Below are 24,885 nucleotides of genomic sequence, written 5' to 3'. Positions count from 1 at the left end.
GAGGTCGCGCGTGAATACTGAGGCAGGTGACACCGAAGGTCGGCTCGCGCTGGGAGAGCCGGAACTGCGCCTGCCGTGGCTCGAATCGGCTGACGAAGACATCGACGAAGGGCTCGACTGGGGCCGCATCGGCAAGTTCGTCGGCATCGTCGCGATCATCCTGTTGGCGCTGGCCGCCATTGCCGTTGCGACAAGCGAATGGGCCAGCGCCCCGCCCGAAGGCGACGGATCGCTGATCGAGGCGCCCGACGCGCCTTATAAGGTCCGGCCGAGGGACAAGGGCGGCATGACCGTCGCGGGAACGGGCGACAGTTCGTACGAAGTGGGGCAGGGCGTCGATAACGAAGCGACGCTGGCCGAACGCGAAGCCGACGCCGTGCCCGTGGCGACGCCATCGTCGAGCGCGACACCGACCGCAACGCCCGCGCCGCCGCTATCGGGCGTAGCAGTGCAGATCGGCGCCTATTCGACCGAAGCCGACGCGCAAACGGGCTGGGATTTCCTGCGCACGCGGTACGAACCCTTGGGCGGATATGACCGGCGCATCGTGCAGGGCCGGGCCGACATCGGCGTCGTCTATCGCCTGCAGGCCATCGCCGGATCAACTGCATCGGCCTTTGCCCTGTGCGACGACATGCGCCGCAACGGGATCGAGTGCCAGGTGAAGCGCTAAGGGCGCAAAGCCACGAAGAAACGGCGCGCGAATTATGGGCATGGCGGCATCGCACCCCTTGCTTCGCGGCCATCCATGCGGGAACCTTGCGGGATTATGACGCCAGCGATCTTCGGCATGTCCGGCCTTATGCTCACGGACGCGGAACGGGCCTTTTTCGCCTCGTGCAATCCGGCGGGGTACATCCTGTTCGGACGCAACTGCGACACGCCCGATCAGATGCGCGCGCTGACCGACGATTTGCGCGGCCTGCACGGACGCGACGAGCTGCTAATCCTGATCGATCAGGAAGGCGGCCGGGTTTCGCGGATGAAACCGCCGGCATGGCCCGCCTATCCACCGCAGGGCGTGTTCGACCGGTTGTATGATGTCGCGCCGATCAGCGCGATGGAGGCGGCGCGTTGCAACGCCCGCGCCATCGGGCTCGACCTTGCCGAAGCGGGCGTCAGCAGCGATGCGCTCCCCTTGTTGGACGTCCGGCACGAAGGCGCGCACGACGTGATCGGCGACCGGGCGTTGGGGTCTGATCCGATGCGCGTCGCCGCGCTGGGCCGGGCGGTGCTGGACGGATTGGCGGACGCGGGCGTGGTCGGGATCGTCAAGCATATGCCGGGCCATGGCCGAGCGCTGTGCGACAGTCACAAGAACCTGCCCACCGTCACCGCCAGCGATGAAGAACTGGCCGTCGATCTTGCCCCGTTCGAGGTGTTGCGGAACGCGCCCATGGCGATGAGCGCGCATATCGTGTTCGAAGCGTGGGACCCGCTGCGCCCCGCGACGCAATCGCCGACGGTGATAGAAAACATCATCCGCAAGCGCATCGGTTTCGGCGGCCTGTTGATGACCGACGACATCGACATGCAGGCGCTCTCGGGCACGATCCCCGAACGGTCCGCCGCCGCGATTGCCGCCGGTTGCGACGTCGTGCTGAACTGCTGGGCAAGAATGGACGAGATGGAGGGCATATGCGCCGCCCTCCCCGAAATGAGCGCCAAATCGCGCGCCCGGCTCGATACCGCAATGGCGGGCGCGAACGTTGCTTGTCCCTTCGATGGGGCGGAGGAGCGGGCAGAGGCGATCGCCAAACGCGACGCGTTACTGGAAGCTGCGGGCGTGTCGGCATGACCGATCCGGGCGAGCCGCAGCAATTGCCGCTCGCCACGGCGGACATGCCCGATTTTGCATGGCCCGACGATGCTGCGGGCGAGCGGGCTGAACCGGACCGCGACGACCCCGCCCGGCTCTATCTCGACATCGACGGGTGGGAAGGGCCGCTCGACATCCTGCTCGATCTGGCTCGACGGCAGAAGGTCGACCTGCGCAAGATCTCGATCCTCGAACTGGTCGACCAGTACCTCGCATTCATCGACCGGGCGGGCGAAATGAAGCTGGAACTCGCCGCCGACTATCTCGTCATGGCGGCATGGTTGGCCTACCTGAAATCCGCGCTGCTGCTGCCCAAGGAGGAGCAGGAGGACCCCAGCCCCGCGGAGCTCGCCCTGCGGCTGCAACTGCGGTTGCAGCGGCTGGCCGCGATGCGAGAGGCGGCGGCGCGGCTGATGGCGCGCGACAGGCTGGGTCGCGACGTGTTTGGCCGCGACGCGCCCGAAGGGTTGCGCGTGCTGAAGAAACGGGCGTGGCAGTGTGAATGGTTCGATCTCGTGCAGGCGTACGGACAGGTAAAGGCCCGCACCGCGCCGGTCGTCCACATGGTGCGCGAACGCATGGTGATGACGCTGGAAAGCGCGCTGAACCGGGTGTCGGCCATGTTGGGCGTCGCGATCGACTGGATGGAACTGCGCCAGTTCCTGCCGCCCCATGCCGACCCGAAGCTGAAGAAATCGGCGCTCGCCTCCAGCTTCGTCGCCGCACTCGAACTCGCCAAGCAGGGGCGGGCCGAATTGGCGCAGGACGAAACGTTCGGGCCGTTGCGTCTCCGGGTGCTGAAAAAGGGCGACAAGTGAGCGAGCCCGACGACCTTGTCCGCGCGGTCGAAGCGGTGCTGTTCGCATCCGAACGCCCGTTAAGCCGCGAAGAAATCGGCGAACATCTTGGCGGCGCGGACGTGCGCGAAGCGCTGGCGGAGCTGGAGGAAACCTACCGGACCCGGGGCGTCACCCTCGTGAAGCGGGGCAGGCTCTGGCATTTCCAGACCGCGCCCGATCTTGCCCACCTATTGCGGCGTGAGCGGGAGGAGGTTCGGCGCCTGTCGCGCGCGGCGACCGAATGTCTTGCCATTGTCGCATATCACGAACCCGTCAGCCGCGCCGAAATCGAATCGATTCGCGGGGTGCAGACGGCCAAAGGCACACTGGACGTCTTGATGGAGGCGGGCTGGGTGCGCATCGCCGGGCGGCGGGACGTGCCGGGCCGTCCGGTGATCTATGCCACGACGCCCGAATTCCTCACCCACTTCGGCCTCGCCACTCGGCGCGAGCTTCCCGGATTGGCTGAATTGCGCGCTGCGGGCCTGCTGGACCCGGTGGCAGAAGCGATGGAGCGCGAAATGGACGCGCATGCAGAAGTGGCTTCGCAGTCGGCGGAATCCGTTGAAGACGATGCGATGGATGGCGACACGCCGTCACTGGATATGGGCGATCAAAGCGCCTAGATAGGGGCGGACACAAGGGCTCTTGGCCCGATTAGGAGAATTCCCGTGAACGTCGGCCCCTGGCAACTGATCATCATCGCGCTCGTGATCCTCGTCCTGTTCGGGCGCGGTCGCATTTCCGAAATGATGGGTGACTTCGGCAAAGGCATCAAGAGCTTCAAGCAGGGCATGAACGATGAAAGCAGCAAGGACATGATGCGCATTGAACAGTCACGCGAAGCGACCCCGCCGGCATCCAGCGCGCCTGTGACCCCTTCGGCGACCACTTCGAACACTGCCGTGCCTGCCGAAACGACGACGGACGGCGACAAGATCGCCTGATCTCGCGCGCTCTGCCCATTCGTCGCGACCCGGATAACCGCTGACCCATGTTCGACATCGGCGCCACCGAACTGCTGCTCATCATCGTCGTGGCGGTCATCGTCATCGGCCCCAAGGACCTGCCGCTCGCCATGCGCACCGCCGGTCGCTGGATCGGCAAGATGCGCAAGGTATCCGGCCATTTCCGCGCCGGTCTCGACGCCATCGTGCGAGAGGCGGAGATGGAGGACATGCAGAAGGAATGGGACAAGCGCAACGCCGAGATCATGGCCAAACACCCCACTGCCGACCCCGAAACCGGACGGCTTGAGCATGCTTCTGCCGAGATCGCCGAAGGCCCGGTAGCCACGCCCGAAAGCTTGGTCGATCAGCCCGCGCCTTCCGCGCCGCCCGCGCCCGACCCTGTCGCCGACCCGCAGATGGAGCCGCTGCCACTGTTCGACGACAAACGCGACGCGGCTAAGGACTGACCGGCGCACCCATGTTCAAGGTACCCGATCTCGACGAAACCGAATCGCCGCTGCTCGATCACTTGATCGAGTTGCGCCGCCGCATGATGCGCGCGGTGCTGGCGCTGATCGTCGCCTTTGCCATCTGCATGCCGCTGTCGGACAAGATCTTCGGGTTCCTCGTCCGTCCGCTGACGCAGGCTTTCCCGCCGGGGCAGGGCAAGATCATTTATACCAAGCTCTACGAAGCGTTTTTCGTAGAGATCAAGGTCGCGATCTTCGCCGCGTTCTTCCTCGCCTTTCCGATCATCGCCAACCAGCTGTGGGCCTTTGTCGCGCCGGGGCTCTATGCCAAGGAAAAGAAGGCGTTTCTGCCGTTCCTGTTCGCGTCGCCGATCCTGTTCGTAGCCGGAGCTTCCCTCGCCTACTTCGTGGTGATGCCCACCGCGTTCAAATGGTTCCTGGGCTTTGAAGGCAGCGTCGGCGGCCTGGAGCAGGAGGCCTTGCCCGCGATGGGCGAATACCTCAGCCTCGTCATGCAGTTCATCCTGGCATTCGGCATCAGTTTCCAGTTGCCCGTGCTGATGTTGTTGCTGAACCGCGCAGGAATCGTCAGCCACGTCCAGATGTCGGGCGCGCGGCGTTACATGATCGTCGCCATCTTCATCGTGGCCGCCGTGATAACGCCGCCCGACATCGTATCGCAGCTGATGCTGGCTACGCCGCTGATCCTGTTGTTCGAAGGATCGCTGCTTCTGATGCGGCTGGGCGAGTTGCGGGCAAAGTCAGAGCCGGAGCCCGAACTCGTCGAGAGTGAGAGCGAGGCTCCCTAACGCCCTTCGGGTGCCGCCGCGTTACCCGTCGGCCCGCTCGTTGCTTTACCGGTCGCCGCGCTCGTCGCCGCGCCATAGTTCAACCCGCCGCCGCTTTGCGACCACACCTTGTGCCCTGCGATCCACGTTTCCAGCACGCGCCCCTGTCGCAGCGTTGCCGGCGGGGCGAGCAAGGGGTCGACCGTGACCAGCACGAAATCGGCAAACTCGCCCTTGGCCAGCGTGCCAAAACGACCTTCGGCGCCGACGGCATAGGCACCGCCTTCAGTATAGGCGGCCAGCGCCTGTTCGCGTGAAATGATCTCTTGCGGTTGCCACCCGCCGAACGGCTCGCCGGCCTTATCCTGACGCGTGATGGCATCGGCGATCCCTTCGAACACGTCGGGCAGTTCGACCGGGGCGTCGGAGCCGAATGCTAGGTGCGCCTTGCTGTTCAGCAGCGATTTCCACGCATAGGCCCCGGCGAGCCGATCGGGCGAAAGCCGGGCTTGGGCCATCGTGCGATCGGAAACCTGGTGATGCGGCTGCATCGAGGCGATGACGCCCAATTGCGCGAAACGCGGGATATCCGCCGGGTCGATAACCTGCGCATGTTCGATCCGCCAGCGCCGGTCGCCGGGATAGCTGGCCTGCATTTCCGAAATGGCGTCCAGCGCTTCGCGGTTCGCGGCATCGCCGATGGCGTGGAGCGCGATCTGGAAATCGTCCATGGCCGCCCGGCTCATCAGGTTGCGCAATTGCGTGCCGCCGATCAGCTGCAAGCCCGTGCTGTCGCGCGCGTCGGCATAAGGCTTGGTCAGCCACGCCCCGCGCGATCCCAGCGCGCCGTCCAGCCAAAGCTTCACGCCGATCAGCTTCAGCCGGTCGCCGTAAAGCCACGGGCTCGGCCCCGGACCCGCGATCGTCACCATGTCGTCGACGCCGTTGGCATAGGATGCGATGCGCAAGTGCAACCGGTTGACGTCGGCTTCGCGGCGAACCGCCTGCCAGTCCAGCAGGGTCGTGCCCATGTCGGCCACGGCGGTGATCCCGCGCGCCAGCAGCATTTCCTGCGCCTTGCGGAATGCGATGTCGCGTTCTTCGGGCAGGGGTGGTGGCAGCTTGCTTTCGACCAGCGCGGTGGCGGCGTCGATCAGGATGCCGCTGGGCACACCGCCTGCCTGCACGATCCGGCCCCCTGTCGGCGCCTTGGTCTGCGCGGTTACGCCTGCGCGTTGCAGGGCGAGGCCGTTGGCCCAACCGGCATGGCCATCGGCCCGCAGCAGCCAGACGGGGCGGTCTGGCACGGCCGCGTCCAGCTCTGCCGCGGTGGGCAGGCGGCCGAGATTCCACGCAACCTCGTTCCAGCCGCGCCCGATGATCCACGGCTTGGTCGGGTTGCGCTGCGCGTAATCGGCGATCCGGGTCAGCGCCTCTGCCATGGAAGTCGTGTCCGACAGGTCCAGCCCCATCGCGTTGAAGCCGATGGCGGACAGGTGGACATGCGAATCGATGAAACCAGGCAGCAGCACGCGGCCCTTGCCTTCGACGCGATAGTCGACGTCCTTGTCCTTGGGCTTTTTCGCGCCCTGCCGATATGTGGCCTTTACCCGCCCGGCATCGTCGATCAGCATCGCGGCAAAGCGTTCGACCGTGCCGTCGGGTGCGACCCTGATGCCCTGAACGTCGTCGACAAGCGTGTCCGCCCATGCCGCGATGGGCGCGGTGGCAAGGACAGTGGCGGCAAGGAGGGCGGAAATCTTGGTGCGACCGATCATGGCCGCCGCCTTAAACGGCATTTCAATCGGGCGCCATATCCGATAGGGGCCGCCTTCTATGACAAACACCAATACAGCGACGAACATGGCGGCACCGGGCGATGCCCTGCCGTTCGATGCCAACGACGTTCGGGCCGCGGCGAAAAGCATCGCCGGGCAGGTCGTGCGAACGCCGATCATGTATTCGAAGACGCTGTCCGCCATTACCGGAGCGGATATCTGGCTAAAATTCGAAAACCAGCAGTTCACCGCCGCCTACAAGGAGCGCGGCGCGTTGAACGCGCTGTTGAAGCTGACTGCCGAACAACGCGCGCGCGGCGTCATCGCGGCGTCGGCGGGCAATCATTCGCAAGGGCTGAGCTATCATGGCACGCGGCTGGGCGTTCCGGTCACGATCGTCATGCCGCGCACGACCCCGACGGTAAAGATCATGCAGACCGAATCCGTCGGCGGCAAGGTCGTGCTGGAGGGTGAGACGTTCGACGAGGCTTCGGCCCATGCGCGCAGACTCGAGATCGAACTGGGCCTGACCTTCATCCATCCGTTCGACGATCCGGTCGTCGCGGCGGGACAGGGCACCGTCGGGCTGGAAATGATGGAAGACGTTCCCGAACTCGACACGCTGGTCGTGCCGATCGGCGGCGGCGGCCTGATTTCCGGCATCGCGACCATTGCCAAGGATATGAAGCCCGACATCGAGATCGTCGGCGTGCAAGCGGCGCTCTACCCGTCGATGTTCGCACGGATGCGGGGCGAGGACCTCGAATGCGGCGGTGACACTTTGGCAGAGGGCATCGCGGTGAAGGCGCCGGGCGAAATCACATCGCAGGTCATTCGCCGGCTGGTCGACGACATCGTGCTGGTCGACGAAGGCTCGCTGGAAAACGCGGTGGCGATGCTGTTGCAGATTGAAAAGACGGTCGTCGAAGGCGCGGGCGCAGCCGGGCTGGCTGCGGTGATGAGCCACCGGGCGCGCTTTGCCGGGCGCAAGGTCGGGCTCGTGCTGTGCGGCGGGAACATCGATACGCGGCTGCTGGCCAACGTGCTGTTGCGCGATCTTGCCCGTTCGGGCCGCCTTGCGCGGTTGCGGATCACGTTGCAGGACCGTCCGGGCGCCTTGTTCAAGGTGATGCACGCCTTCAACGCGCATCACGTGAACATCATCGAAATCTATCACCAGCGGATCTTTACGACCCTGCCGGCCAAGGGGCTGATCACCGATATCGAGTGCGAGGCGCGCGATCGCGATCAGATCGACTCGCTGATCGCATCGCTGACCGAGCAGGGCTATACGGTGACAGAGGCCGAACTCGCCTAGGTAATTGCCCTTAGCGGCAGAGCCGATCGAGCAAGGCGTTTGCGCCGCTTGGCATCGCGTAATTTGCTTCGCCGACCCGTTTCGGGACAGGGGCGCATCGGCTCGGCCGCAATCGCGCAATCGTGGTTAAGGGTCTTTAACACTTTCGCCTTTCGGGGCATAAGAGGGGCGAGCGCTGCGTTCGCGACTGTCCTGGTTGTCGCACGGGCGCTGGTTGGTGGGTCGGCCCAATGCCCGGGCCGGCCACGCCGCTCTGGTTTCTGGTAAGAGGATGCAGGTAACTTCGTGACGGCTCCTGTGCGTTTCCCCCGATTTTACGTGACCGCGCCCGCGCCGTGTCCGTACCTGCCGGGACGACAGGAACGGAAGGTTTTTACTGAGCTTTCGGGTTCCGATTCCGATGCGCTTAACGATGCGCTGGGCCGGATCGGTTTTCGTCGCAGCCAGACCGTCGCTTATCGCCCTTCGTGCGCGGGCTGCAATTCGTGCGTTTCGGTGCGGGTCGTCGCTTCGGAATTCAAACCTTCTAAATCGCAGGCGCGGACGATTGCCCGCAATACGGATCTGGTCGCTACGGCGTGCCGCCCGTGGTCGACCGTCGAACAGTTCGAGCTGCTGCAAACCTATCTCGCATCGCGCCATCCGGGCGGCGGCATGTCCGCGATGGACGAGATGGATTATGCCGACATGGTCGAGCAGACGCCCGTCACCAGCTACGTTATCGAATATCGTGAACCATCGGATGGCGACACGCCCGGCCGATTGGTGGGTGCGTGCTTGACGGATCGTCAAAACGATGGTCTTTCAATGATCTATTCGTTCTACGACCCCCATCACGAAACGCGCTCCGGGCTTGGCAATTACATCATTCTCGATCACATCCAGAGATCGGCCGGAGCGGGGCTGTCTTACGTGTACCTCGGGTACTGGATCGAGGGGTCGTCGCGGATGCAGTACAAGGTGCGTTATCGCCCGCTCGAACGGCTGGGCGCCGACGGCTGGGAACGGTTCGACGCCGATCGCCAAGGCTCGCTTATCGCCAGTGTCGCTGCCAGTCCCAGTCGCGCCGTCGAGGGTGACGGATTGTCCAAGGACAATATCGTCGATCAGCGATCGTTGCAGCCGTCCGGGCCGTTCGCTCCCGACTCCGTCCCGCAGAACTGAAATCGCGCGCCGCGCCGCATTGCTTGGCGGCGTCATGGCGCTCGCCGTGTCGGGGCTTGCTCCGCATGTCGCGCATGCGCAGTCCTTGAATGCGGACGCCGAGCTGGAGGACCTGATCCCCGATTCGGCGATTGCCGATCCGGAAAGCTGGGCGCTCGACACTCTCGCCGCGCAAGCGCCTGAGGATATCGGCCCGGACCCGGACACGCCGATGACCGACGATCCGTTGTTCACCATCGACTGGCCCGAAGACGATCTGGTGATCGCGATCGAGCCGTTGGAGGAAGACCCTGCGCTGACCGAGGCGCTGTCGGCTGGCGCGCCGCGCCCCGCACAGGATATCGCACTGCCCGAAATGGCCCGCGACAATCGCGGGGCGAACGCCAACGGGCAGGTCAGCGACGAACTGGCGAAGCAGATCACGCTGCGATACCCATCGGAATTCGCGAAGTTCGAAAAGAAGGACGAATTCGAACAGCGCTTCCGCGACTTGTCCGACATCGTGCAGCTAGCGGACAAGGACGACAACCTCGCCCAGCTGACCAACCGGGCGCAGGCCGATCAGGAACTGCTCGAAACCCTGCTGTCCGCCTATGGCTTCTACGACGGCGAAGTGACGCAGCGGGTGAGCACCCCGCCGCCGGGCGAAGGTTCAGGCGAAGCGGGCGCGGTCATGGCCAGCGATGCCCGCTTTACCTTTACCATCGATCCCGGCCCGCAATTCACGTTCGGCGCGATCGATCTTGGCAAGCTGGCGCAAGTCGGCGCGGATTACGACGTGTTGCGCGCCGCGTTCGGCATTCAATCCGGCGATCCGGTTTATGAGGACGCGATCGTCTTCGAACGCATCGATCTCGACGTGGCGCTCGGCGAAAATGGCTATGCCTTTGCCGAAGTCGGCGCGGCAGACCTGCTGGTCGACCACGCCCGCGATCAGGCCGACCTGAACCTACCGGTCGAACCGGGCGGGAAATACGTGTTCGGATCGGTCATCAGTTCGATGCCGAAATTCCTTTCGGGCAAACACCTTGGCGAAATCGCCCGCTTCGATGCGGGAGAGGTCTACAAGGAAAGCGACGTTGAAGACCTGCGCCGCGCGATCCTCGCCACGGGGCTCATCTCGACCCTGGCGATCCAACCGCGCGAAGTGAAGGCGCCCGCCAACGGCGAACCGGGCATCGTCGACATCGACGTCGACCTGACGAAGGCGCCGCTGCGCACCATCGCGGGCTCCGTCGGCTATGCCTCGACCGATGGCATCCGCACCGAGGTGAGCTGGGAACATCGCAACTTCTTCCCGCCCGAAGGCTTGCTGCGCGTGCGGGCCATCGCGGGCACGCAAGAACAGCTGCTTGGGGCGACGGTGCGGCGCAACAACTGGCGCGGGCGCGACAAGGTGCTGTCGTTGGACGTGTTCGCCAACACCATCGACCGCGATGCTTATGAAGCGCGGACGATTTCCGCGATCGCCAAGTTCGAGCGTCTGTCGACACTGATCTACCAGAAGGAAGTGTCCTACTCGATCGGCGTGGAGCTGGTCGCGACGCAGGAACGCGAAGGCACGCTAGGCGGAGAGACCGGCCCGCGCGAGACCTATTTCGTGGCCGCGCTGCCGGGATCGGTGCTGCTGGACCAGAGCGACAGCCTGCTCGACCCGACCAAGGGCTGGCGGCTGGAGGCCTGGGCTTCGCCCGAGGTTTCGGCAAACGAAGGCGTGACATCGACTTATGCGCGCACCTTCCTTGAAGGCCGCTATTACCAGCCGTTCAGCGACAGCATCGTGCTGGCCGGTCGCGCCAAGCTGGGCATGATTCAGGGCGCGGCGCTTGGCAGTATCGCGCCATCGCGCCGGTTCTATGCCGGTGGCGGCGGTTCGGTGCGCGGCTATGGCTATCAGCAGATCGGGCCAAAGGACGACCTTGGTGAACCGACCGGCGGACGTGCGCTGTCCGAACTCTCGTTGGAGGCGCGGGTGCGCACCGGGATGTTCGACGGCGCGCTTTCGGTCGTGCCGTTCATCGATGCGGGCGCGGTCGATACGACGACGACGCCGCGACTGCGCGACTTGCAATTCGGCGCAGGGGTCGGCGTCCGCTATCACACCAGCTTCGGCCCGCTGCGCATCGATCTGGCCACCCCACTCAACCGGCGGCCTGGTGATGGCCGCATCGCGGTCTATGTCGCGCTGGGCCAGGCGTTCTGATGGCCGGCGACGAACCGATGGGTGCCGACACGGCGATCGACGCCGCGCCCGAAGCGGTGCAGGCTCGCCCCAAACGCGACTGGGGCCAGTACTGGCGTCGGCGCATATTGGCTGGTTTTGTTGGCCTGATCCTGCTTATCGGCGCGGGCGCTTTGATGATCGACAGCCCGATCGGCCATCGCTTAATCGTCGACAATATCGCTTCCTATGCCCCGGCTTCGGGGCTCAGGGTCAAGATCGGCCGGATCGACGGCTCGATCATGTCGCGCGCGACCTTGCACGATGTCGAATTCTACGATGCCAAAGGCAAGTTCCTGTCGTTTCCCGAAGTCGAGCTGGATTGGCGACCGCTGAAATGGTTCAGCCGCGGGCTCGACGTGCGCAAGGTGGTCGCCCATCGCGGCACGCTGACGCGGTTGCCGAAGCTGAAGCCGGGCGATCCCGATGCGCCGATCCTGCCCGATTTTCCGATCCGCATCGACCGTTTCGAGCTCGACCGGCTGTATGTCGACAAAGCGGTGGCGGGCGTCGGGCGCTACGTGAACCTGAAAGCCAGCGCCGACATTGCCGATGGCCGGGCCAAGCTCAACATCATCAGCGAACTGGGCGGGGCGGATCAGCTGTTCGTCCGGCTCGACGCTTCGGAGCCGAAGAACCGGTTCGACGTAACCGCCCGTTACAACGCCCCGGCGGGCGGCTTGCTGGCCGAGATGGTCGGGGCCAAGGACGATATTGCCGCGCTGGTCTCGGGCGAGGGAAGCTGGAACGACTGGAAGGGCAATTTCAGCATCGTGAAGGGCGGCGATCCTTTCGCGCTTCTGCTGCTGACCAAGAAGGACGAGATTTACGGCGCACTGGGGCAGCTTTTCCCAGGCGACCTGCTGACCGGCATCCCGGCCAGCGCGGTCGGCGACACGCTATCGGTCAAGCTATCGACCACGTTCGACAGCAGCGTGTTCGACGGCAAGGCGATCCTTGTCGGGCGCGGGGCGTGGCTGGCCGCCGACGGTGTGCTCGATCTCGCTGACAATGCGTTCGACGCCATGTCGGTGAAGGCGCGGGTCACCGATCCCGACCTGTTGGGCATCAGGACAGAGGGGCTGTTCGCCGAACTCGAACTCGACGGACCGTTCGGCGATCTTGAAATCGGTTACGACGTCACCGGTTCGCGGATTGCCATCGGCACGACGCAGCTTGCCGGGATCGACGCGCGCGGCACGGCGACATGGGATGGGGCCAAGCTGGTCCTACCAGTCGAAATGACAGCCGACACCATCGATACCGGCATCGAACTGGTGGACACCCGCCTGAAGGGCGCCGCGCTGACCGGCACCGTCGTTTACGGCGCGGGGCGGGTGCGTTCCGAAAATCTCGTACTCGTTGCGCCAGGAACAGAGGCGCGCATGACGCTGGACGGCGACGTTTCGGCGGGTCGCTATGCGTTGAACGGGCCGGTCGCGGTGCAGGGACTTCCGCTCGAAGGGCTGGGCTTGGCCAACGCGCGGGCCGATATCAGCGCGGTCATCGGCGGGCCGCAGGGTTGGAGCATCGATGCGCGCGTCGACGGCAAATTGACGAAAGTCACCAACGCCACGCTCGCCAACCTTGCGGGTCCGGCCATTGCGATCACCGCGAATATTTCCACTGCCGGTAATGCTCCCCTGCTGGTGCGCAGCGCTCGGCTGACTTCGCGTGATTTGCGCATGACGCTTGCGGGCAGTCGCGCGCTGGACGGTACGGTGAAACTGACCGGGCGCGGCGATCAGGCGACTTATGGCGCGTTCACGGTGGATGGCACCATCGACGGGACCGGTCCGCACGCGGTGCTGGTCTTTGCCAATCCTTATCCCGCCGCCGGGCTGAAGGATGTGCGCGTCGCCCTGAATCCCAGTGGCGACGGTTTTGGCATCGTCGCCAACGGCGGTAGCACGCTGGGACCGTTCGATGGCGAATTCTTCGTCGTCATGCCCGCAGGCGGGCCGACGCGGGTCGATATCCAGCGGCTGACGATCTCGAACACCTCCGTCGCCGGCAGCATCGAATTGCGCGATGGCGGCGCGGCAGGCAATCTGGCGCTGACCGGCGGCGGGGCAGAGGGCACGATTGCCCTGACGCCCACACCCGCAGGACAGGGCGTCGCGGCCGACGTCATCCTGCGCAATGCCCGTTTCGAAGGGCCGACGCCGATCACCGTGCGCATCGCCCATATCGTGGCCGACGGCACGCTGGGCAAAGGCGGCACGATCAAGGCCGCGATCAATGCGCAAGGCGTGCAGCGCGGCAACCTGTTCCTTGGCCGGCTCGCCGCCGAAGGGCAAATGCGCGACGGCGTTGGCAGTTTCCGGGCGCAAGTGTCGGGACGTCGCACGGCACGCTTCAACTTGCGGCTTGTCGGCGACATCGCGCCCGAACGCGTCACGCTGGGCGTCAGGGGGCGCTATGCCGGTGAGGCTATATCCATGCCGCGGCGCGCGGTGTTGACCAAGGAGGGCGGCGACTGGGTGCTCCAGACCAGCCAGGTCAATTTCGCAGGGGGCGCGATACAGGCCGAAGGGCGATTGGGCGATGCCACGCGGCTGACGGTAAAGGTCGCGAAAATGCCGCTTGAAATCGCGGACCTGTTCGTGCCCGACCTTGGATTGGGCGGTTCGGTTTCGGGCGTCGTCGAATATGCCGATGCGCCGAACCAGTTGGCGACCGGCACGGCCAAGCTGAAATTCGACGACTTGACGCGGTCTGGCCTCGTGCTCACGTCGCGGCCCGTCGACATCGCGCTCGTCGCCGAACTCGCGCCGGGCAATGCGCAGGCCCGGGCGGTCTTTACCGACGACGGCAAGCGCAACGGCAGGCTTCAGGCGCGCATCTCGAACCTTCCCGCCAGCGGTTTACTTGTCGATCGGCTGCGGGCGGGCGATCTGTATGGGCAGATGCGCTATTCCGGTCCCGCCGATGCACTGTGGCGGCTTGCCGCGATCGAAATCTTCGACCTCACCGGCCCGATCGCGGTTGCCGGCGACGTGCGCGGGACGCTGGACAACCCGGTCGTGCGCGGCACGCTGCGCGCCAGCGACTTGCGGTTGCAATCGACCCTGACGGGCACCGATATCACCGGCCTTTCGGCGCGGGGTAGTTTTGACGGTTCGGTCCTGCGGTTGTCGCGGTTCGCCGGAACGGCCGCGAACGGCGGCACGGTATCGGGCAGCGGCTCGATCGATTTGTCCAACATCCTGACCAGCGGGCTGACGATGGATTTGCGCGCCGCCGCCCGAAACGCGCGGCTGTTGGATCGCGACGACATGGCCGCGACCGTTACGGGGCCGCTGCGGATCGTTGCCAAGGACAGTGCCGGCATCATCGCCGGGCGGCTCGATGTGGTGAGCGGGCGCTGGGCACTTGGCAACGCGGAGGCGCTGGCGACCCTGCCCAACATCGCCAAGCGTCAGATCAACACGCCGCCCGACCGCGCCACGCGCGTGGCAAGAACCGCGCCGTGGCGGTATCTGATCGACATTACCGCAAACAATCGGTTCGTGGTTAAGGGAATGGGTCTCGACAGCGAATGGGGCGCCGACGTGCAGCTTCGCGGCAATGTCGACGCGCCGCGCATCATCGGCGAGGCGAACCTCGTTCGTGGCGGCTATGAATTTGCCGGCAAGCGTTTCGAACTGGTCCGCGGCCGCATCCGTTTTTCAGGCGAAAGTCCGCCCGCCCCGCGGCTCGACATCGTGGCAGAAGCGGACATCAACGACATCAACGCCAAGATCTCCATCGCGGGCACCGCGCTCGCACCGCAGATCACGTTCAGTTCGATCCCGGCCCTGCCCGAAGAAGAAGTGCTGTCGCGGCTCCTGTTCGGGGATTCAATCTCCAACATTTCTGCGCCCGAAGCGCTGCAGCTTGGGGCGGCGCTGGCGTCGATGCGCGGCGGTGGGGGCGGGCTGGACCCGATCAACAAGCTGCGCGGCGCCATCGGGCTGGACCGGCTGCGCGTCGTTGGCGCGGACAAGGCGCTGGGCCGGGGGACGAGCGTTGCGGTGGGCGAATACCTTGGCCGCGATTTCTATGTCGAATTGGTCACTGACGGTCAGGGCTATAGCGCGACCGAACTGGAATATCGCGTGACCGCGTGGCTGTCGCTGCTGGCGACAGTGTCCTCGCTCGGCAACAATGCAATCGAAGCCGAAATCAGCAAGGATTACTGATACGAAAACGCCGGCCACTGGGGCCGGCGTTCGTAGTCGGTAATTTGCCGAAATGCGCGTCAGGGTTTGCGCAAGACCGCATCGATGGGCAGCGCAGCGCCGTTACTGGCCAGCACTTCTTCGCCCGCAACATGAGCACTGGTGCCATCTGCGCCGGTGACGGTCAGCTTGTCGCCGTCCATGCTGAAGGTGACGGTAGTGTCGCCCATCGTCGTCATCTCGACCGGACCGCCGCTGGTTTCGATGGCCTTGGCGATGTCCTTTGCGCTGATGGCGCCGGGCAATACGTGATCGCGCAGGATTTCAGCGACAAGCGCGCGGTTCTCGGGCTTGTCGAGATCCTTGTCGGCCAAGGCCCCGAACGCAGCGTCGGTTGGCGCAAGCAGCGTGTAGCTGGCTGTGCCGTCGAAGACCTGCGCAAGACCGCTGTCCTTCATCGCACTGCTCACCGTCGACAGGGTGTCGACCGAGCCAAGTTCGCCTGCCAGCGTATCGTTGCTGACGGTTTCGCCCGTCGCCGCCTGTTCGCTTTGCGAACAAGCAGCCAAGGGCAAGGCAAGCGCCAAGGTCGCGGCGATCATCACGCCACTGCGAAGTCGATTTTTCCGGTTCATCTCATGTCCCCTTAGATAATCGCTTCGATGACTGAGCTGACGAGCATAGTCGTCGGATCGATCTCATAGACGTAGCCGTCGCTGTAACGATACATCGAGTTCGGACCGTCAGCGTAACGATCACGATAACCATAGGGCACGTTGTAAACGCTATAGCCCGACGGCATCGGCTGCCCGACCTTTATGTTGTCGCCGGTCAGCAAGGCGGCAATTGCGGTGATCGCGCTGGTTTCCGGATCGACGCGGTAAAGCGCGTTGTCGGCGTAACGATAGCTATTTGACGAACCGAGGCCATAGTAGCTCTCGTAATAGCTTGGAACCGGCTGGTAATCGAACCAGTTCGGCCAGACGTTGCCGGCTGAAAGCGCACCGCCGAGCAGCGGATAGTAGCCGAGAATCGAACCGGTGTCGGAAAGACGGACGAGATTGTTGTCGTAATAACGATAACGCCCGTCGCTCAGACCCGGCAGGCCCCAGTAATTCGCGCGGTCGTACCGATAGTCCTCACGCTTGGCGAGGCCCGGAGGTGTACAGCCGTTGTTCTTCTTGGCCAGACCCGGGGGACACCCGTCGACGAGGCCATATTCGCGTGCCATTGAATCGCGGCGGCCATAGGAAAACAGGCCGTCGTCGTCGCGATCCATGCGCATGGCCTTATTGCCGTTGCCGTTGTCGTTTTTCTTGCCCTTTTCGGCGTAATCGGAACGCTCGTAACCATCACGGTCGGCTTTCGACCCGCCATTGCCATGATTGACAGGTTTGACCTTATTGTCGTTGCCGTTCGACTGGACAACGCGATCCGCGCCGTTGCCCTTCATCGCGGGCGACTTGTCGTTGCCGTGGCCACTGCCGCCGTTGGCAGCCTTGCCGGCATGGCCGCTCGCTTCGGACTTGGCCTTGCCGCCGCCGTTATCGTCGTTTTTGCCGTTACCGTTTCCGGGTTGGGCGTGGGCCCCGCCAGCGGCCAGAGCGATGGCCGCAACACCCATCAGAAAGTTGCGCATGTGAATTCTCCTTTCCCCCACAACGTCGTGGGGGGCGCGGCGTTCCGAAGTGCGTGCGTTCTGGGATGGGCGCACGACAGAGCGAGAGCGCACCGGGATGGCCGGAGCGTGGCTAAAATCGAGCTTCAGAGGAGGTCGAAAAACTGTGGGTCAAAGGTCGCTGGTCAGATCGAAAGTCGCGATGCCGCTGGCGTGGACATCGCGCCCTTTCCAGCGATCATCGTGAAGCGAGCGGTGCGCGTCCTTGTGGCCGGTCGCCCAATGTTCGTCGATCGTATAGCGTGAAAATTCGTAATCCTTCGAATGGCTTTCGTTCATTTCGCTGCGATTGATGAGATGCATGATCGAAACCCCGCCGTGTGTCGGCAGTTCGGCCAGCATCCGCGCATCGGCGTCATCGCGCAATTCGTCAGGCAGCTTTTCGACCAGCCGCCGCGCTGCGTCGCGCAAGCGTTCCATCTGTTTGTTGAGATCGGTGTTGAGCCGGGTCCGGCTGGAATAGCGAATGTCCTTTTCGCGCTGCAACGCATCGGGCAGCGTCAGCGGCATCCGCCCGCGCGCGCTGAACAGATCGACCTGAAAGATGGTGAGCCCGCCGTTGGGACTGGTGTCGAGCACGTATTGCAGCGGCGTGTTGGAAACGAGCCCGCCATCCCAATAGGGCTCTCCTTCGATGAACACCGGCGGAAATCCGGGCGGTAGCGCGCCGCTCGCCATAATGTGTTCGGGAATGATTTCGCGTTCGCGATTGTCGAAATAGACGAAATTGCCGGTCAGCACGTTGACCGCGCCGACGCTGAACCGCACGCCCTTTTTCGCGTTGAGCAGGTCGAAATCGACCAGATCGAGCAGCGTCTGGCGCAGAGGTGCGGTGTCGTAGAAACTGATCGCCTGCGGAATGTCGGGCCACAGCATGCCGGGCGGGATAAGGCGCGGTTCGAAAAAGCCGGGAATGCCGGTCATCGCGACGATGCCCGCCGACATTTCGTTGAACCAGCGCCGCACTTCTCCATCGCGGGTAAGCGACGGGATCGTCACGCGCGACGATGCAAGGTCCCAGAACGCGCGCAGCCGTTCGATGCGGCGTTCGGGCGGGTTGCCCGCGATGATCGCGGCATTAATCGCGCCGATGGAAATCCCCGCGACCCAGCACGGTATCTCGCCGCATTCGGCCAAGGCTTCGTAAACCCCGGCCTGATAGGAGCCGAGTGCCCCGCCGCCCTGAAGCACGAGGACCGTCGTTGCGGTCCTGGATTTCGGTTTCGCCATGCGCGTCAATATGGCCTGATCGTGCTGCGATGCAACAAGCGCTGTCGGGCGCTTAACGAGAAAGGGCGCCCGGTTGCCCGGACGCCCTTTCCCAATTCAGATGATCGCGTAGATCAGCCCGAGTAATACAGGTCGTATTCGACCGGGCTCGGCGTCTGTTCGACGTTGTACACGTCCTGCCACTTGATCTCGATGTAAGCGTCGATCTGGTCCTTGGTGAACACGCCGCCTTCGAGCAGGAAGTCGTGGTCGGCAACCAGCGAATCGAGAGCCTCGCGGAGCGAACCGCAGACGGTCGGAACTTCGGCGAGCTCTGCCGGTGGCAGGTCGTAGAGGTTCTTATCCATGGCTTCGCCCGGGTGGATCTTGTTCTTGATCCCGTCGATGCCGGCCATCAGCAGCGCGGCGAACGACAGATAGGGGTTCGCGAGCGGATCGGGGAAGCGGAACTCGACGCGCTTCGCCTTGTCGCCGGAACCGTACGGAATGCGGCACGACGCCGAACGGTTGCGGGCCGAATAGGCCAGCAGCACCGGTGCTTCGAAGCCCGGGACGAGACGCTTGTAGCTGTTCGTCGTCGGGTTGGTGAAGGCGTTGAGCGCCTTGGCGTGCTTGATGACACCGCCGATGTAGTAAAGGCAGGTTTCCGACAGGCCGGCGTAACCGTTACCGGCGAAAGTCGGCTTGCCATCCTTCCAGATCGACATGTGTGTGTGCATGCCCGAACCGTTGTCCATGCGGATCGGCTTGGGCATGAAGGTCGCGGTCTTGCCATAGGCCTGCGCGACCATCTGCACGACGTACTTGTAGATCTGCACGCGGTCGGCGGTTTCGGTCAGCTTGCCGAAAGTGATGCCGAGTTCATGCTGCGCGGCGGCCACTTCGTGGTGGTGCTTATCCATGGGCAAGCCCATTTCCACCATGGTCGAAACCATTTCGGCGCGGATGTCCATGCAGCTGTCGACCGGCGGCACGGGGAAGTAGCCGCCCTTGGCACGCGGACGGTGACCGAGGTTACCGCCTTCGTAGTCCTTGTTGGTGTTGCCCGGCAGTTCGATGTCGTCGATGCGGAAGCCCGAACCGTCGTAGCCGTCGTAGAATTTCACGTCGTCGAACATGAAGAATTCCGGTTCCGGGCCGACATAGATCGTGTCGCCAAGGCCGGTGGACTTCAGGAATTCTTCGGCGCGCTTTGCGGTCGAACGCGGGTCGCGGGCATAAAGTTCGCCGGTCGACGGTTCGACGATGTCGCAGAACAGCACCATCATCGGCGTGGCCGAGAACGGATCGATATAGGCGGCGTCAAGGTCGGGCTTGAGGATCATGTCCGACTCGTTGATGGCCTTCCAGCCTTCGATCGAGGAGCCGTCGAACATCAGGCCCTGTTCGAGCTGATCTTCGTCAAGCGGGCCGGCGAGCATCTGGAGGTGCTGCCACTTGCCCTTGGGGTCCGTAAAGCGGAGATCGACCCACTCGATCTCTTCGTCCTTGATCCTTTTGAGGATGTCCTTTGCAGAGGCCATTTTCATCCCTTTCGACTGAACTTGCCCGGCGCTTGCCGGGGGATGGCTATGATGATGGGGCCGTCACGGCCCCTTGCGTGGAAAATCAGACCGCGTCGGCGTCGCGTTCGCCCGTGCGGATGCGGATGGCGGTTTCGATGGGCGACACGAAAATCTTGCCGTCGCCGATCCGCCCGGTCTGCGCCGCGCCGGCAATTGCTTCGATCACCCGTTCGGCGAGGTCGTCGTTAACAACCACCTCCAGCTTAACCTTGGGCAGGAAATCGACGACATATTCGGCGCCGCGGTAAAGTTCGGTATGGCCCTTCTGGCGGCCGAAGCCTTTCGCCTCTGTCACGGTGATCCCGGTGACGCCGACTTCGTGAAGGGCTTCCTTCACTTCGTCGAGCTTGAACGGCTTGATGATCGCTTCGATCTTTTTCACGTCCGTACTTCTTGAGCCCCCGCGTTACAAACCGTCCCGGCGACGCCGTCGCGCCCATCCGTTCAAACAAGAATCGTGCCACACTTGCGTGCAGTGCAACCTAGGCGATGGGAACACCCCGCGAAAGGGGGAAGAGGGCGTTTGCGAAGGTTTTTGCTGCGCGATTTGCCGCGATTGCGAAACGTATCGGCAGCGTTGACCAGACCGCGGGCAACTTTTGCCTGTTTTTCAGGCTATGCCCAAAAATTAGGCAGTTATTTCCCGGTCCAGCCGCAGCCCCGTTTCGCCCGGAAGGCCCGCCATGACATTAAGATTCTGCAGTGCGGCGCCGCTGGCCCCCTTGCCCAGATTGTCGAGCACGGCGATCAGGCGCGCCTGTTCCGCACGCTTGCCGCCAAAGACGTAGAGGTCGATCCCGTCCCAGGGTTCGACCGTGGCGGGCAGCAATAGCTCGCCCATGGCCGGGTCCGGCGCCCTGACGTTTACGATGGGGCTACGCGCATAGAATGCCGACAGCGCGTTGCGCAGCGTGTCGGGATCGTGTCCGATGAATGCGGACGCGGGCAGCGCGACTTCGACGATCATGCCGCGAAAGGTCGGCACGACCGCGGGCGAAAACAGCGGCGGGCGGACAAGCCCTGCGTGCACCTGCATTTCGGGCAAGTGTTTGTGCCCGCCGTGCAGGCCATAGGCGCGGAAAGCAGGAGCGGGCGCGCCGCTTTCATAGGTTGCGATCATCGCCTTGCCGCCGCCGGAATAGCCCGACACGGCGTGACAGCCATAGGGCCAGTCGGCCGCGATCAGCCCTGCGCGCACCAGCGGAGCGATCAGGGCGAGGAAACCAGTGGGATAGCAACCCGGGTTCGAAACGAAGCGGGCATCGCGCACCGCCCCAACGCCGACCAATTCGGGGAAACCGTAGGTCCAACCGTCGGCCACGCGATGCGCTGTCGACGCATCGACGACGCGCGTACGGTCGTTGCGGATCATGCCGACCGCCGCGATGGCCGCATCGTCGGGCAGGCACAGCACCGCGAAGTCGGCATCGTTCAACGCTTCGGCGCGGGCTTCATCGTCCTTGCGCCGGTCGTCGGGGAGGGTGATGATCGAAAATTCGGACCGCGCCGCCAGCCGTTCGGCGATTTCGATGCCGGTCGTGCCCGCCGCGCCGTCGATGAATACGCTTTTCGCCATCAGGCCTGCTCCAATTTCCCGGATTCCAGCCCCCCGGACTCCAACCCCGCAATCGGCAGGTAACCGACCGGGCCGTTTTCGCCCACGACGCCCCAGGCCCATGCCCCTGCCATGTCCAGCACGTCGAATGAGGTTCCGGCTGGCACATCGGCAATCGCCGCGGCGTCGTCGCGCGACGCGGCGACCAACACAGCATCGGCGATGACCCGATGCGGCATCGGCACGGCGTAGTGCGGCACGAACACTTCACCCGCCAGGCGAATGTGCGCAAGATCGCCACGCACCGGCAAGTTACCGTCGCGAACGTGACGCGACGGGCCGGAGAGCGAGAAACTGGCAAACTCGAGGTTGGCGGGGGACGAATTGGTCAAGGGTGTCGTTTGCGATCTTGTGTCGAAGGAAGTCGCGCGCTTAAACCGCGAGCGAGCGCGAGGCAAGGCGGCAGATGGTCGCCCACTGTCGGCGGGCCCGCAGGCTGGGGACAAGGCATGCCGGATCGCGATCTGATCGAACGCCACGCAAGGCCCGAACGCATCGCGCTGATCGCGCAAAGTCACGCCGCGCTGACGGGCAAGGCGCTGGTTGCGCGGTGCGATGGCGATGTGGCCGATGCGCTTTGGCATTTGCCAGCCGTCGTGCTTGCCCACGGGATAGAGGACGACCCGGTGTTTTTCTATGCCAATCGCGCCGCGCTCGACCGCTTTGCGCTGACGGGACGGGCGCTGATGGCCATGCCGTCACGGCTGTCGGCAGAGGCGCCGGAAAGGGGGGAGCGCGACAGGTTGCTGGCCCGAGTGGGCGCAAACGGGTTCATCGACGATTATTCTGGCGTGCGCATCGCCGCGACAGGACAGCGATTCCGCATCGGCCGCGCGACGGTGTGGAACCTGATCGACGCGGCGGGCCACCGGCACGGTCAAGCCGCGACCTTTGCCGAATGGACCGACCTTTGACCTGACCCGGCGACAGGTGCGCGGGATCAGCCGGCGTAGCGCTTGCGCAGCATGTGCCACGCCGCGCGCAGGCCCAGTGCCGCGCCGCCCTTGGGCCGCCCCGGCTTGTCCACCGGACGCCAGCCGAAAGTGTCGAAATGGACCCAGTCGACATCGTCGGCGACGAACCGGTCGAGGAACAGCGCGGCGGTCGTTGCGCCCGCAAAACCGCTGCTGGCGGAATTGACCAGATCGGCAATGTCGCTGTTCAGCATGTCGCGATACCCGTCGTGCAGCGGCAGGCGCCAGCTGGGGTCGTCGACGCTGTCACCCGCCGCCAGCAAGGCGTCGGCAGTTTCATCCTTGCGGGCAAACAGCGCGGGCAAGTCGGGGCCTAGCGCCACGCGCGCCGCGCCGGTCAGCGTGGCAAAGTCCATGACCAATTCCGCGCCGTCCTCGCACGCCTTGGTCAGCGCGTCGCCGAGCACGAGGCGGCCTTCCGCGTCGGTGTTGGTGACTTCGACAGTCAGCCCCTTGCGGCTGGCGAGCACGTCGCCGGGGCGGAAAGCGTTGCCCGACACCGCGTTTTCCACCGCCGGAACCAGCAGGTGCAGCCGCACCTTCAGGCCCTGACCCATGATGAGCGAGGCGAGCGCCAGTGCGTGGGCCGCGCCGCCCATGTCCTTTTTCATCAGCGCCATGCCGCTGGTCGGCTTGATATCAAGCCCGCCCGAATCGAAACAAACGCCCTTGCCAACGATGGCGACGCGCGGCGCATCGGCCGCGCCCCATTCCAGCTCGATCATGCGCGGCGCATGGCTGCGCGCGGCGGCACGGCCCACGGCGTGGACCATCGGGAAACCTTTTTCGAGCGCGTCGCCGCGCGTCACCGTCAGCTTCGCGCCGTGCGCCTTGGCAAGGTGCGCGGCTTCCGCCTCCAGCTGTTCGGGGCCCATGTCCTCTGCCGGGGTGTTGATCAGCGTGCGGACGAGGTTCGTCGCCTCCGCCTCCGCCACGATGGCGGCAATCGCGGCCACGTCCTGCGTCAACAGGATGCGCGGCCCTTCGCTGTCACCATCTTCCTTGTACCGGTCGAACCTGTATTGCGCGGTATGCCAGCCGAACAGGGCCGGGCCGGGCTGTCCGCCCGCAAGGCGATAGGTCCCCGCCGGAAGCGCGCCGGCAAGCTTGGCCATGCACCAGCTGGAGAGTTTTGCCGTATCGGCCACGCCGCAGGCCGCGAACCAGCCGTCGCCGTTGGGCACGATGGCGGTCTGGTAACCCTTGCCGGTGAATTTCTGTCCGGCCAGCGCGGCGCGCTGCGGGGCGGACAGAGTTTTTGCCCAAGCCTCGAAACCGTCGCCGTCGACGAGGTGGATGGTGATGGCGTCCTGCCCGCGATCAGGCTGGATCAGCGCTTCTTTGTCGTTCATGCTGGAAGTCGTTAGCCTTTCGGAGATCGTTTTTGCGAGTTAATTCTATCAAGTTCGTAACGCTTGTCGCGTGCGCGCTGTTCCTGTCCGCTTGCAATACGGCCAGCGCGCCGCCCACCGACGCGACGACCGATGGCTCCGGCTCCGATCCGGTCGCTGCACCTGTCAATGCTGCCTCGACCGGAGCGCCGGAAAATGCCGCCAGGGCCGAGCCGTTCGTCCAGAACGAGACGGCCGGCGGTGACAACGGGCGATTTGAATTCACTTATTCCTGGCCCGCCGCGGTCAGCGTTATTCCCGCCCTTGCCGCCCGCCTCGATGCCGAACGCAAGGCGGCATACGCGAAATGGCGCGGCGAATGGGACCAGGCGCAGGGCGATTCGCCGCCCGATTGCGTGCCATGCCGAAGCCGGGGATATGAAAAGGAATGGAAGGTCGTTGCCGATCTGCCGCGCTGGCTGTCGTTATCGGCGTCGGTCTATTCCTACACCGGGCGCGCGCATGGGGGTACGGTGTTCGATGCGCTGGTCTGGGACCGCGAAGGCGGCAAGTGGGTGAAACCGGTCGACATGTTTCGATCGCCCGGCGCCATCGACGAGGTGACGCAGGCCGCGTTCTGCCGCGAATTGGACAAGATGCGCGAACGCCGGCGTGGGACGAAGGTCGTGCGCAGCGGCGATCCGTTCAACGACTGCATCGCGCCTGTGGCGAACAGCACGGTCATCGTGGGTTCGGCCAGCGGCAGGGCATTCGACCGGATCGGCTTTCTCGTCCCGGCTTACAACGCGGGGCCTTATGCCGAAGGACCCTACGACATCACCGTGCCGGTTACGCCCGCGCTGCTGGATGCGGTGCGGCCCGAATACCGGCGGGCATTTCAGGTACCCTGAAAAGCAAGTGGCCCGAATCCCGAGTGGCCTCAAATCTCGCGCGCAGCACCCCCTCGCAATTCCCACCATGC

The 24,885-nt window shown here is 64.5% G+C and carries 22 protein-coding genes; 13 read left to right on the top strand and 9 right to left on the bottom strand.

Annotated features, from left to right (window positions below; all coding sequences use genetic code 11):
- The first annotated feature begins 10 nt into the window (after positions 1 to 10).
- From EKN06_RS10555 to tatC, 7 genes are all read left to right on the top strand, one after another.
- Positions 11 to 673 carry an SPOR domain-containing protein gene (locus EKN06_RS10555; RefSeq protein ID WP_127612875.1) on the top strand — a complete coding sequence of 221 codons (663 nt, stop codon included), beginning with the start codon at positions 11 to 13 and terminating at the stop codon, positions 671 to 673.
- A 96-nt stretch (positions 674 to 769) separates the two neighbouring features.
- Positions 770 to 1,798, top strand: coding sequence for a beta-N-acetylhexosaminidase (gene nagZ / locus EKN06_RS10550; RefSeq protein WP_127612874.1), 1,029 nt, complete (start codon positions 770 to 772; stop codon positions 1,796 to 1,798).
- Complete coding sequence (locus EKN06_RS10545; protein WP_240654802.1) at positions 1,795 to 2,637, top strand: segregation and condensation protein A; 843 nt, start codon at positions 1,795 to 1,797, stop codon at positions 2,635 to 2,637. The genes nagZ and EKN06_RS10545 overlap by 4 nt, the downstream gene beginning before the upstream one ends.
- The gene (scpB, locus tag EKN06_RS10540; RefSeq protein WP_127612873.1) at positions 2,634 to 3,284 is read left to right on the top strand and encodes an SMC-Scp complex subunit ScpB; all 651 of its coding nucleotides are present in this window, start codon (positions 2,634 to 2,636) and stop codon (positions 3,282 to 3,284) included. The genes EKN06_RS10545 and scpB overlap by 4 nt, the downstream gene beginning before the upstream one ends.
- Positions 3,285 to 3,329: 45 nt before the next feature.
- Positions 3,330 to 3,605 carry a twin-arginine translocase TatA/TatE family subunit gene (gene tatA, locus EKN06_RS10535; protein WP_127612872.1) on the top strand — a complete coding sequence of 92 codons (276 nt, stop codon included), beginning with the start codon at positions 3,330 to 3,332 and terminating at the stop codon, positions 3,603 to 3,605.
- Positions 3,606 to 3,652: 47 nt separating this feature from the next.
- Positions 3,653 to 4,075, top strand: coding sequence for a Sec-independent protein translocase protein TatB (gene tatB / locus EKN06_RS10530; RefSeq protein ID WP_127612871.1), 423 nt, complete (start codon positions 3,653 to 3,655; stop codon positions 4,073 to 4,075).
- Positions 4,076 to 4,086: 11 nt separating this feature from the next.
- On the top strand, positions 4,087 to 4,887 hold the full coding sequence (gene tatC, locus EKN06_RS10525) for a twin-arginine translocase subunit TatC (RefSeq protein WP_127612870.1): 801 nt from the start codon (positions 4,087 to 4,089) through the stop codon (positions 4,885 to 4,887).
- Here tatC and EKN06_RS10520 read toward each other — a convergent pair.
- Positions 4,884 to 6,644: an amidohydrolase gene (locus tag EKN06_RS10520; protein WP_127612869.1), complete on the bottom strand. Its 1,761-nt coding sequence runs from the start codon at positions 6,642 to 6,644 to the stop codon at positions 4,884 to 4,886. The two genes, tatC and EKN06_RS10520, sit on opposite strands and share 4 nt — an antisense overlap.
- Before the next feature lie 85 nt (positions 6,645 to 6,729).
- On the opposite strand from EKN06_RS10520, the gene EKN06_RS10515 reads away from it, so the two are divergent.
- The 4 genes from EKN06_RS10515 (at position 6,730) to EKN06_RS10500 (ending at position 15,531) form a co-directional block, all read left to right on the top strand.
- Positions 6,730 to 7,962 carry a threonine ammonia-lyase gene (locus EKN06_RS10515; protein ID WP_127613028.1) on the top strand — a complete coding sequence of 411 codons (1,233 nt, stop codon included), beginning with the start codon at positions 6,730 to 6,732 and terminating at the stop codon, positions 7,960 to 7,962.
- 285 nt (positions 7,963 to 8,247) lie between these two features.
- On the top strand, positions 8,248 to 9,126 hold the full coding sequence (locus EKN06_RS10510) for an arginyltransferase (RefSeq protein ID WP_127612868.1): 879 nt from the start codon (positions 8,248 to 8,250) through the stop codon (positions 9,124 to 9,126).
- Between the two features lie 34 nt (positions 9,127 to 9,160).
- Entirely contained in the window at positions 9,161 to 11,329 is a 2,169-nt protein-coding gene (locus EKN06_RS10505; RefSeq protein WP_127612867.1) for an autotransporter assembly complex protein TamA, read from the top strand.
- Positions 11,329 to 15,531 (top strand): translocation/assembly module TamB domain-containing protein, encoded by a 4,203-nt coding sequence (locus EKN06_RS10500; RefSeq protein ID WP_127612866.1) that lies wholly within the window; start codon positions 11,329 to 11,331, stop codon positions 15,529 to 15,531. Before EKN06_RS10505 ends, EKN06_RS10500 begins: the two co-directional genes overlap by 1 nt.
- A gap of 59 nt (positions 15,532 to 15,590) precedes the next feature.
- Here the strand turns inward: EKN06_RS10500 and EKN06_RS10495 are convergent, their stop codons facing one another.
- The 7 genes from EKN06_RS10495 to EKN06_RS10465 all read right to left on the bottom strand — a co-directional run bounded on the left by EKN06_RS10495 (position 15,591) and on the right by EKN06_RS10465 (position 21,930).
- Complete coding sequence (locus tag EKN06_RS10495) at positions 15,591 to 16,145, bottom strand: fasciclin domain-containing protein (protein WP_127612865.1); 555 nt, start codon at positions 16,143 to 16,145, stop codon at positions 15,591 to 15,593.
- Positions 16,146 to 16,156: 11 nt separating this feature from the next.
- The gene (locus EKN06_RS10490) at positions 16,157 to 17,149 is read right to left on the bottom strand and encodes a hypothetical protein (protein ID WP_127612864.1); all 993 of its coding nucleotides are present in this window, start codon (positions 17,147 to 17,149) and stop codon (positions 16,157 to 16,159) included.
- Positions 17,150 to 17,299: 150 nt separating this feature from the next.
- On the bottom strand, positions 17,300 to 18,418 hold the full coding sequence (locus EKN06_RS10485; RefSeq protein WP_127612863.1) for a patatin-like phospholipase family protein: 1,119 nt from the start codon (positions 18,416 to 18,418) through the stop codon (positions 17,300 to 17,302).
- A 113-nt stretch (positions 18,419 to 18,531) separates the two neighbouring features.
- Complete coding sequence (glnA, locus tag EKN06_RS10480; protein WP_127612862.1) at positions 18,532 to 19,941, bottom strand: type I glutamate--ammonia ligase; 1,410 nt, start codon at positions 19,939 to 19,941, stop codon at positions 18,532 to 18,534.
- A gap of 85 nt (positions 19,942 to 20,026) precedes the next feature.
- Positions 20,027 to 20,365 (bottom strand): P-II family nitrogen regulator, encoded by a 339-nt coding sequence (locus EKN06_RS10475; RefSeq protein WP_127612861.1) that lies wholly within the window; start codon positions 20,363 to 20,365, stop codon positions 20,027 to 20,029.
- 246 nt (positions 20,366 to 20,611) lie between these two features.
- Positions 20,612 to 21,559: an N-acetyl-gamma-glutamyl-phosphate reductase gene (argC, locus tag EKN06_RS10470; protein ID WP_127612860.1), complete on the bottom strand. Its 948-nt coding sequence runs from the start codon at positions 21,557 to 21,559 to the stop codon at positions 20,612 to 20,614.
- A complete protein-coding gene (locus EKN06_RS10465) occupies positions 21,559 to 21,930 on the bottom strand; it encodes an SH3 domain-containing protein (protein ID WP_127612859.1) in 372 nt (123 codons plus the stop codon). The genes argC and EKN06_RS10465 overlap by 1 nt, the downstream gene beginning before the upstream one ends.
- Positions 21,931 to 22,047: 117 nt before the next feature.
- On the opposite strand from EKN06_RS10465, the gene EKN06_RS10460 reads away from it, so the two are divergent.
- Positions 22,048 to 22,512 (top strand): MEKHLA domain-containing protein, encoded by a 465-nt coding sequence (locus EKN06_RS10460; RefSeq protein ID WP_127612858.1) that lies wholly within the window; start codon positions 22,048 to 22,050, stop codon positions 22,510 to 22,512.
- A 26-nt stretch (positions 22,513 to 22,538) separates the two neighbouring features.
- Here the strand turns inward: EKN06_RS10460 and EKN06_RS10455 are convergent, their stop codons facing one another.
- Complete coding sequence (locus tag EKN06_RS10455) at positions 22,539 to 23,924, bottom strand: leucyl aminopeptidase family protein (protein ID WP_127612857.1); 1,386 nt, start codon at positions 23,922 to 23,924, stop codon at positions 22,539 to 22,541.
- A 32-nt stretch (positions 23,925 to 23,956) separates the two neighbouring features.
- Here EKN06_RS10455 and EKN06_RS10450 point away from each other — a divergent pair, with 32 nt between their 5' ends.
- Positions 23,957 to 24,814: a PdaC/SigV domain-containing protein gene (locus EKN06_RS10450; protein WP_127612856.1), complete on the top strand. Its 858-nt coding sequence runs from the start codon at positions 23,957 to 23,959 to the stop codon at positions 24,812 to 24,814.
- The last annotated feature ends 71 nt before the right edge of the window (positions 24,815 to 24,885 follow it).

The organism is Croceicoccus ponticola, from assembly GCF_004004515.1.
In the GTDB taxonomy this organism is placed as follows: Bacteria; Pseudomonadota; Alphaproteobacteria; order Sphingomonadales; family Sphingomonadaceae; genus Croceicoccus; species Croceicoccus ponticola.
Note: the sequence above shows the minus strand (reverse complement) of the source record. Positions and strands in the feature narration are given on the sequence as shown.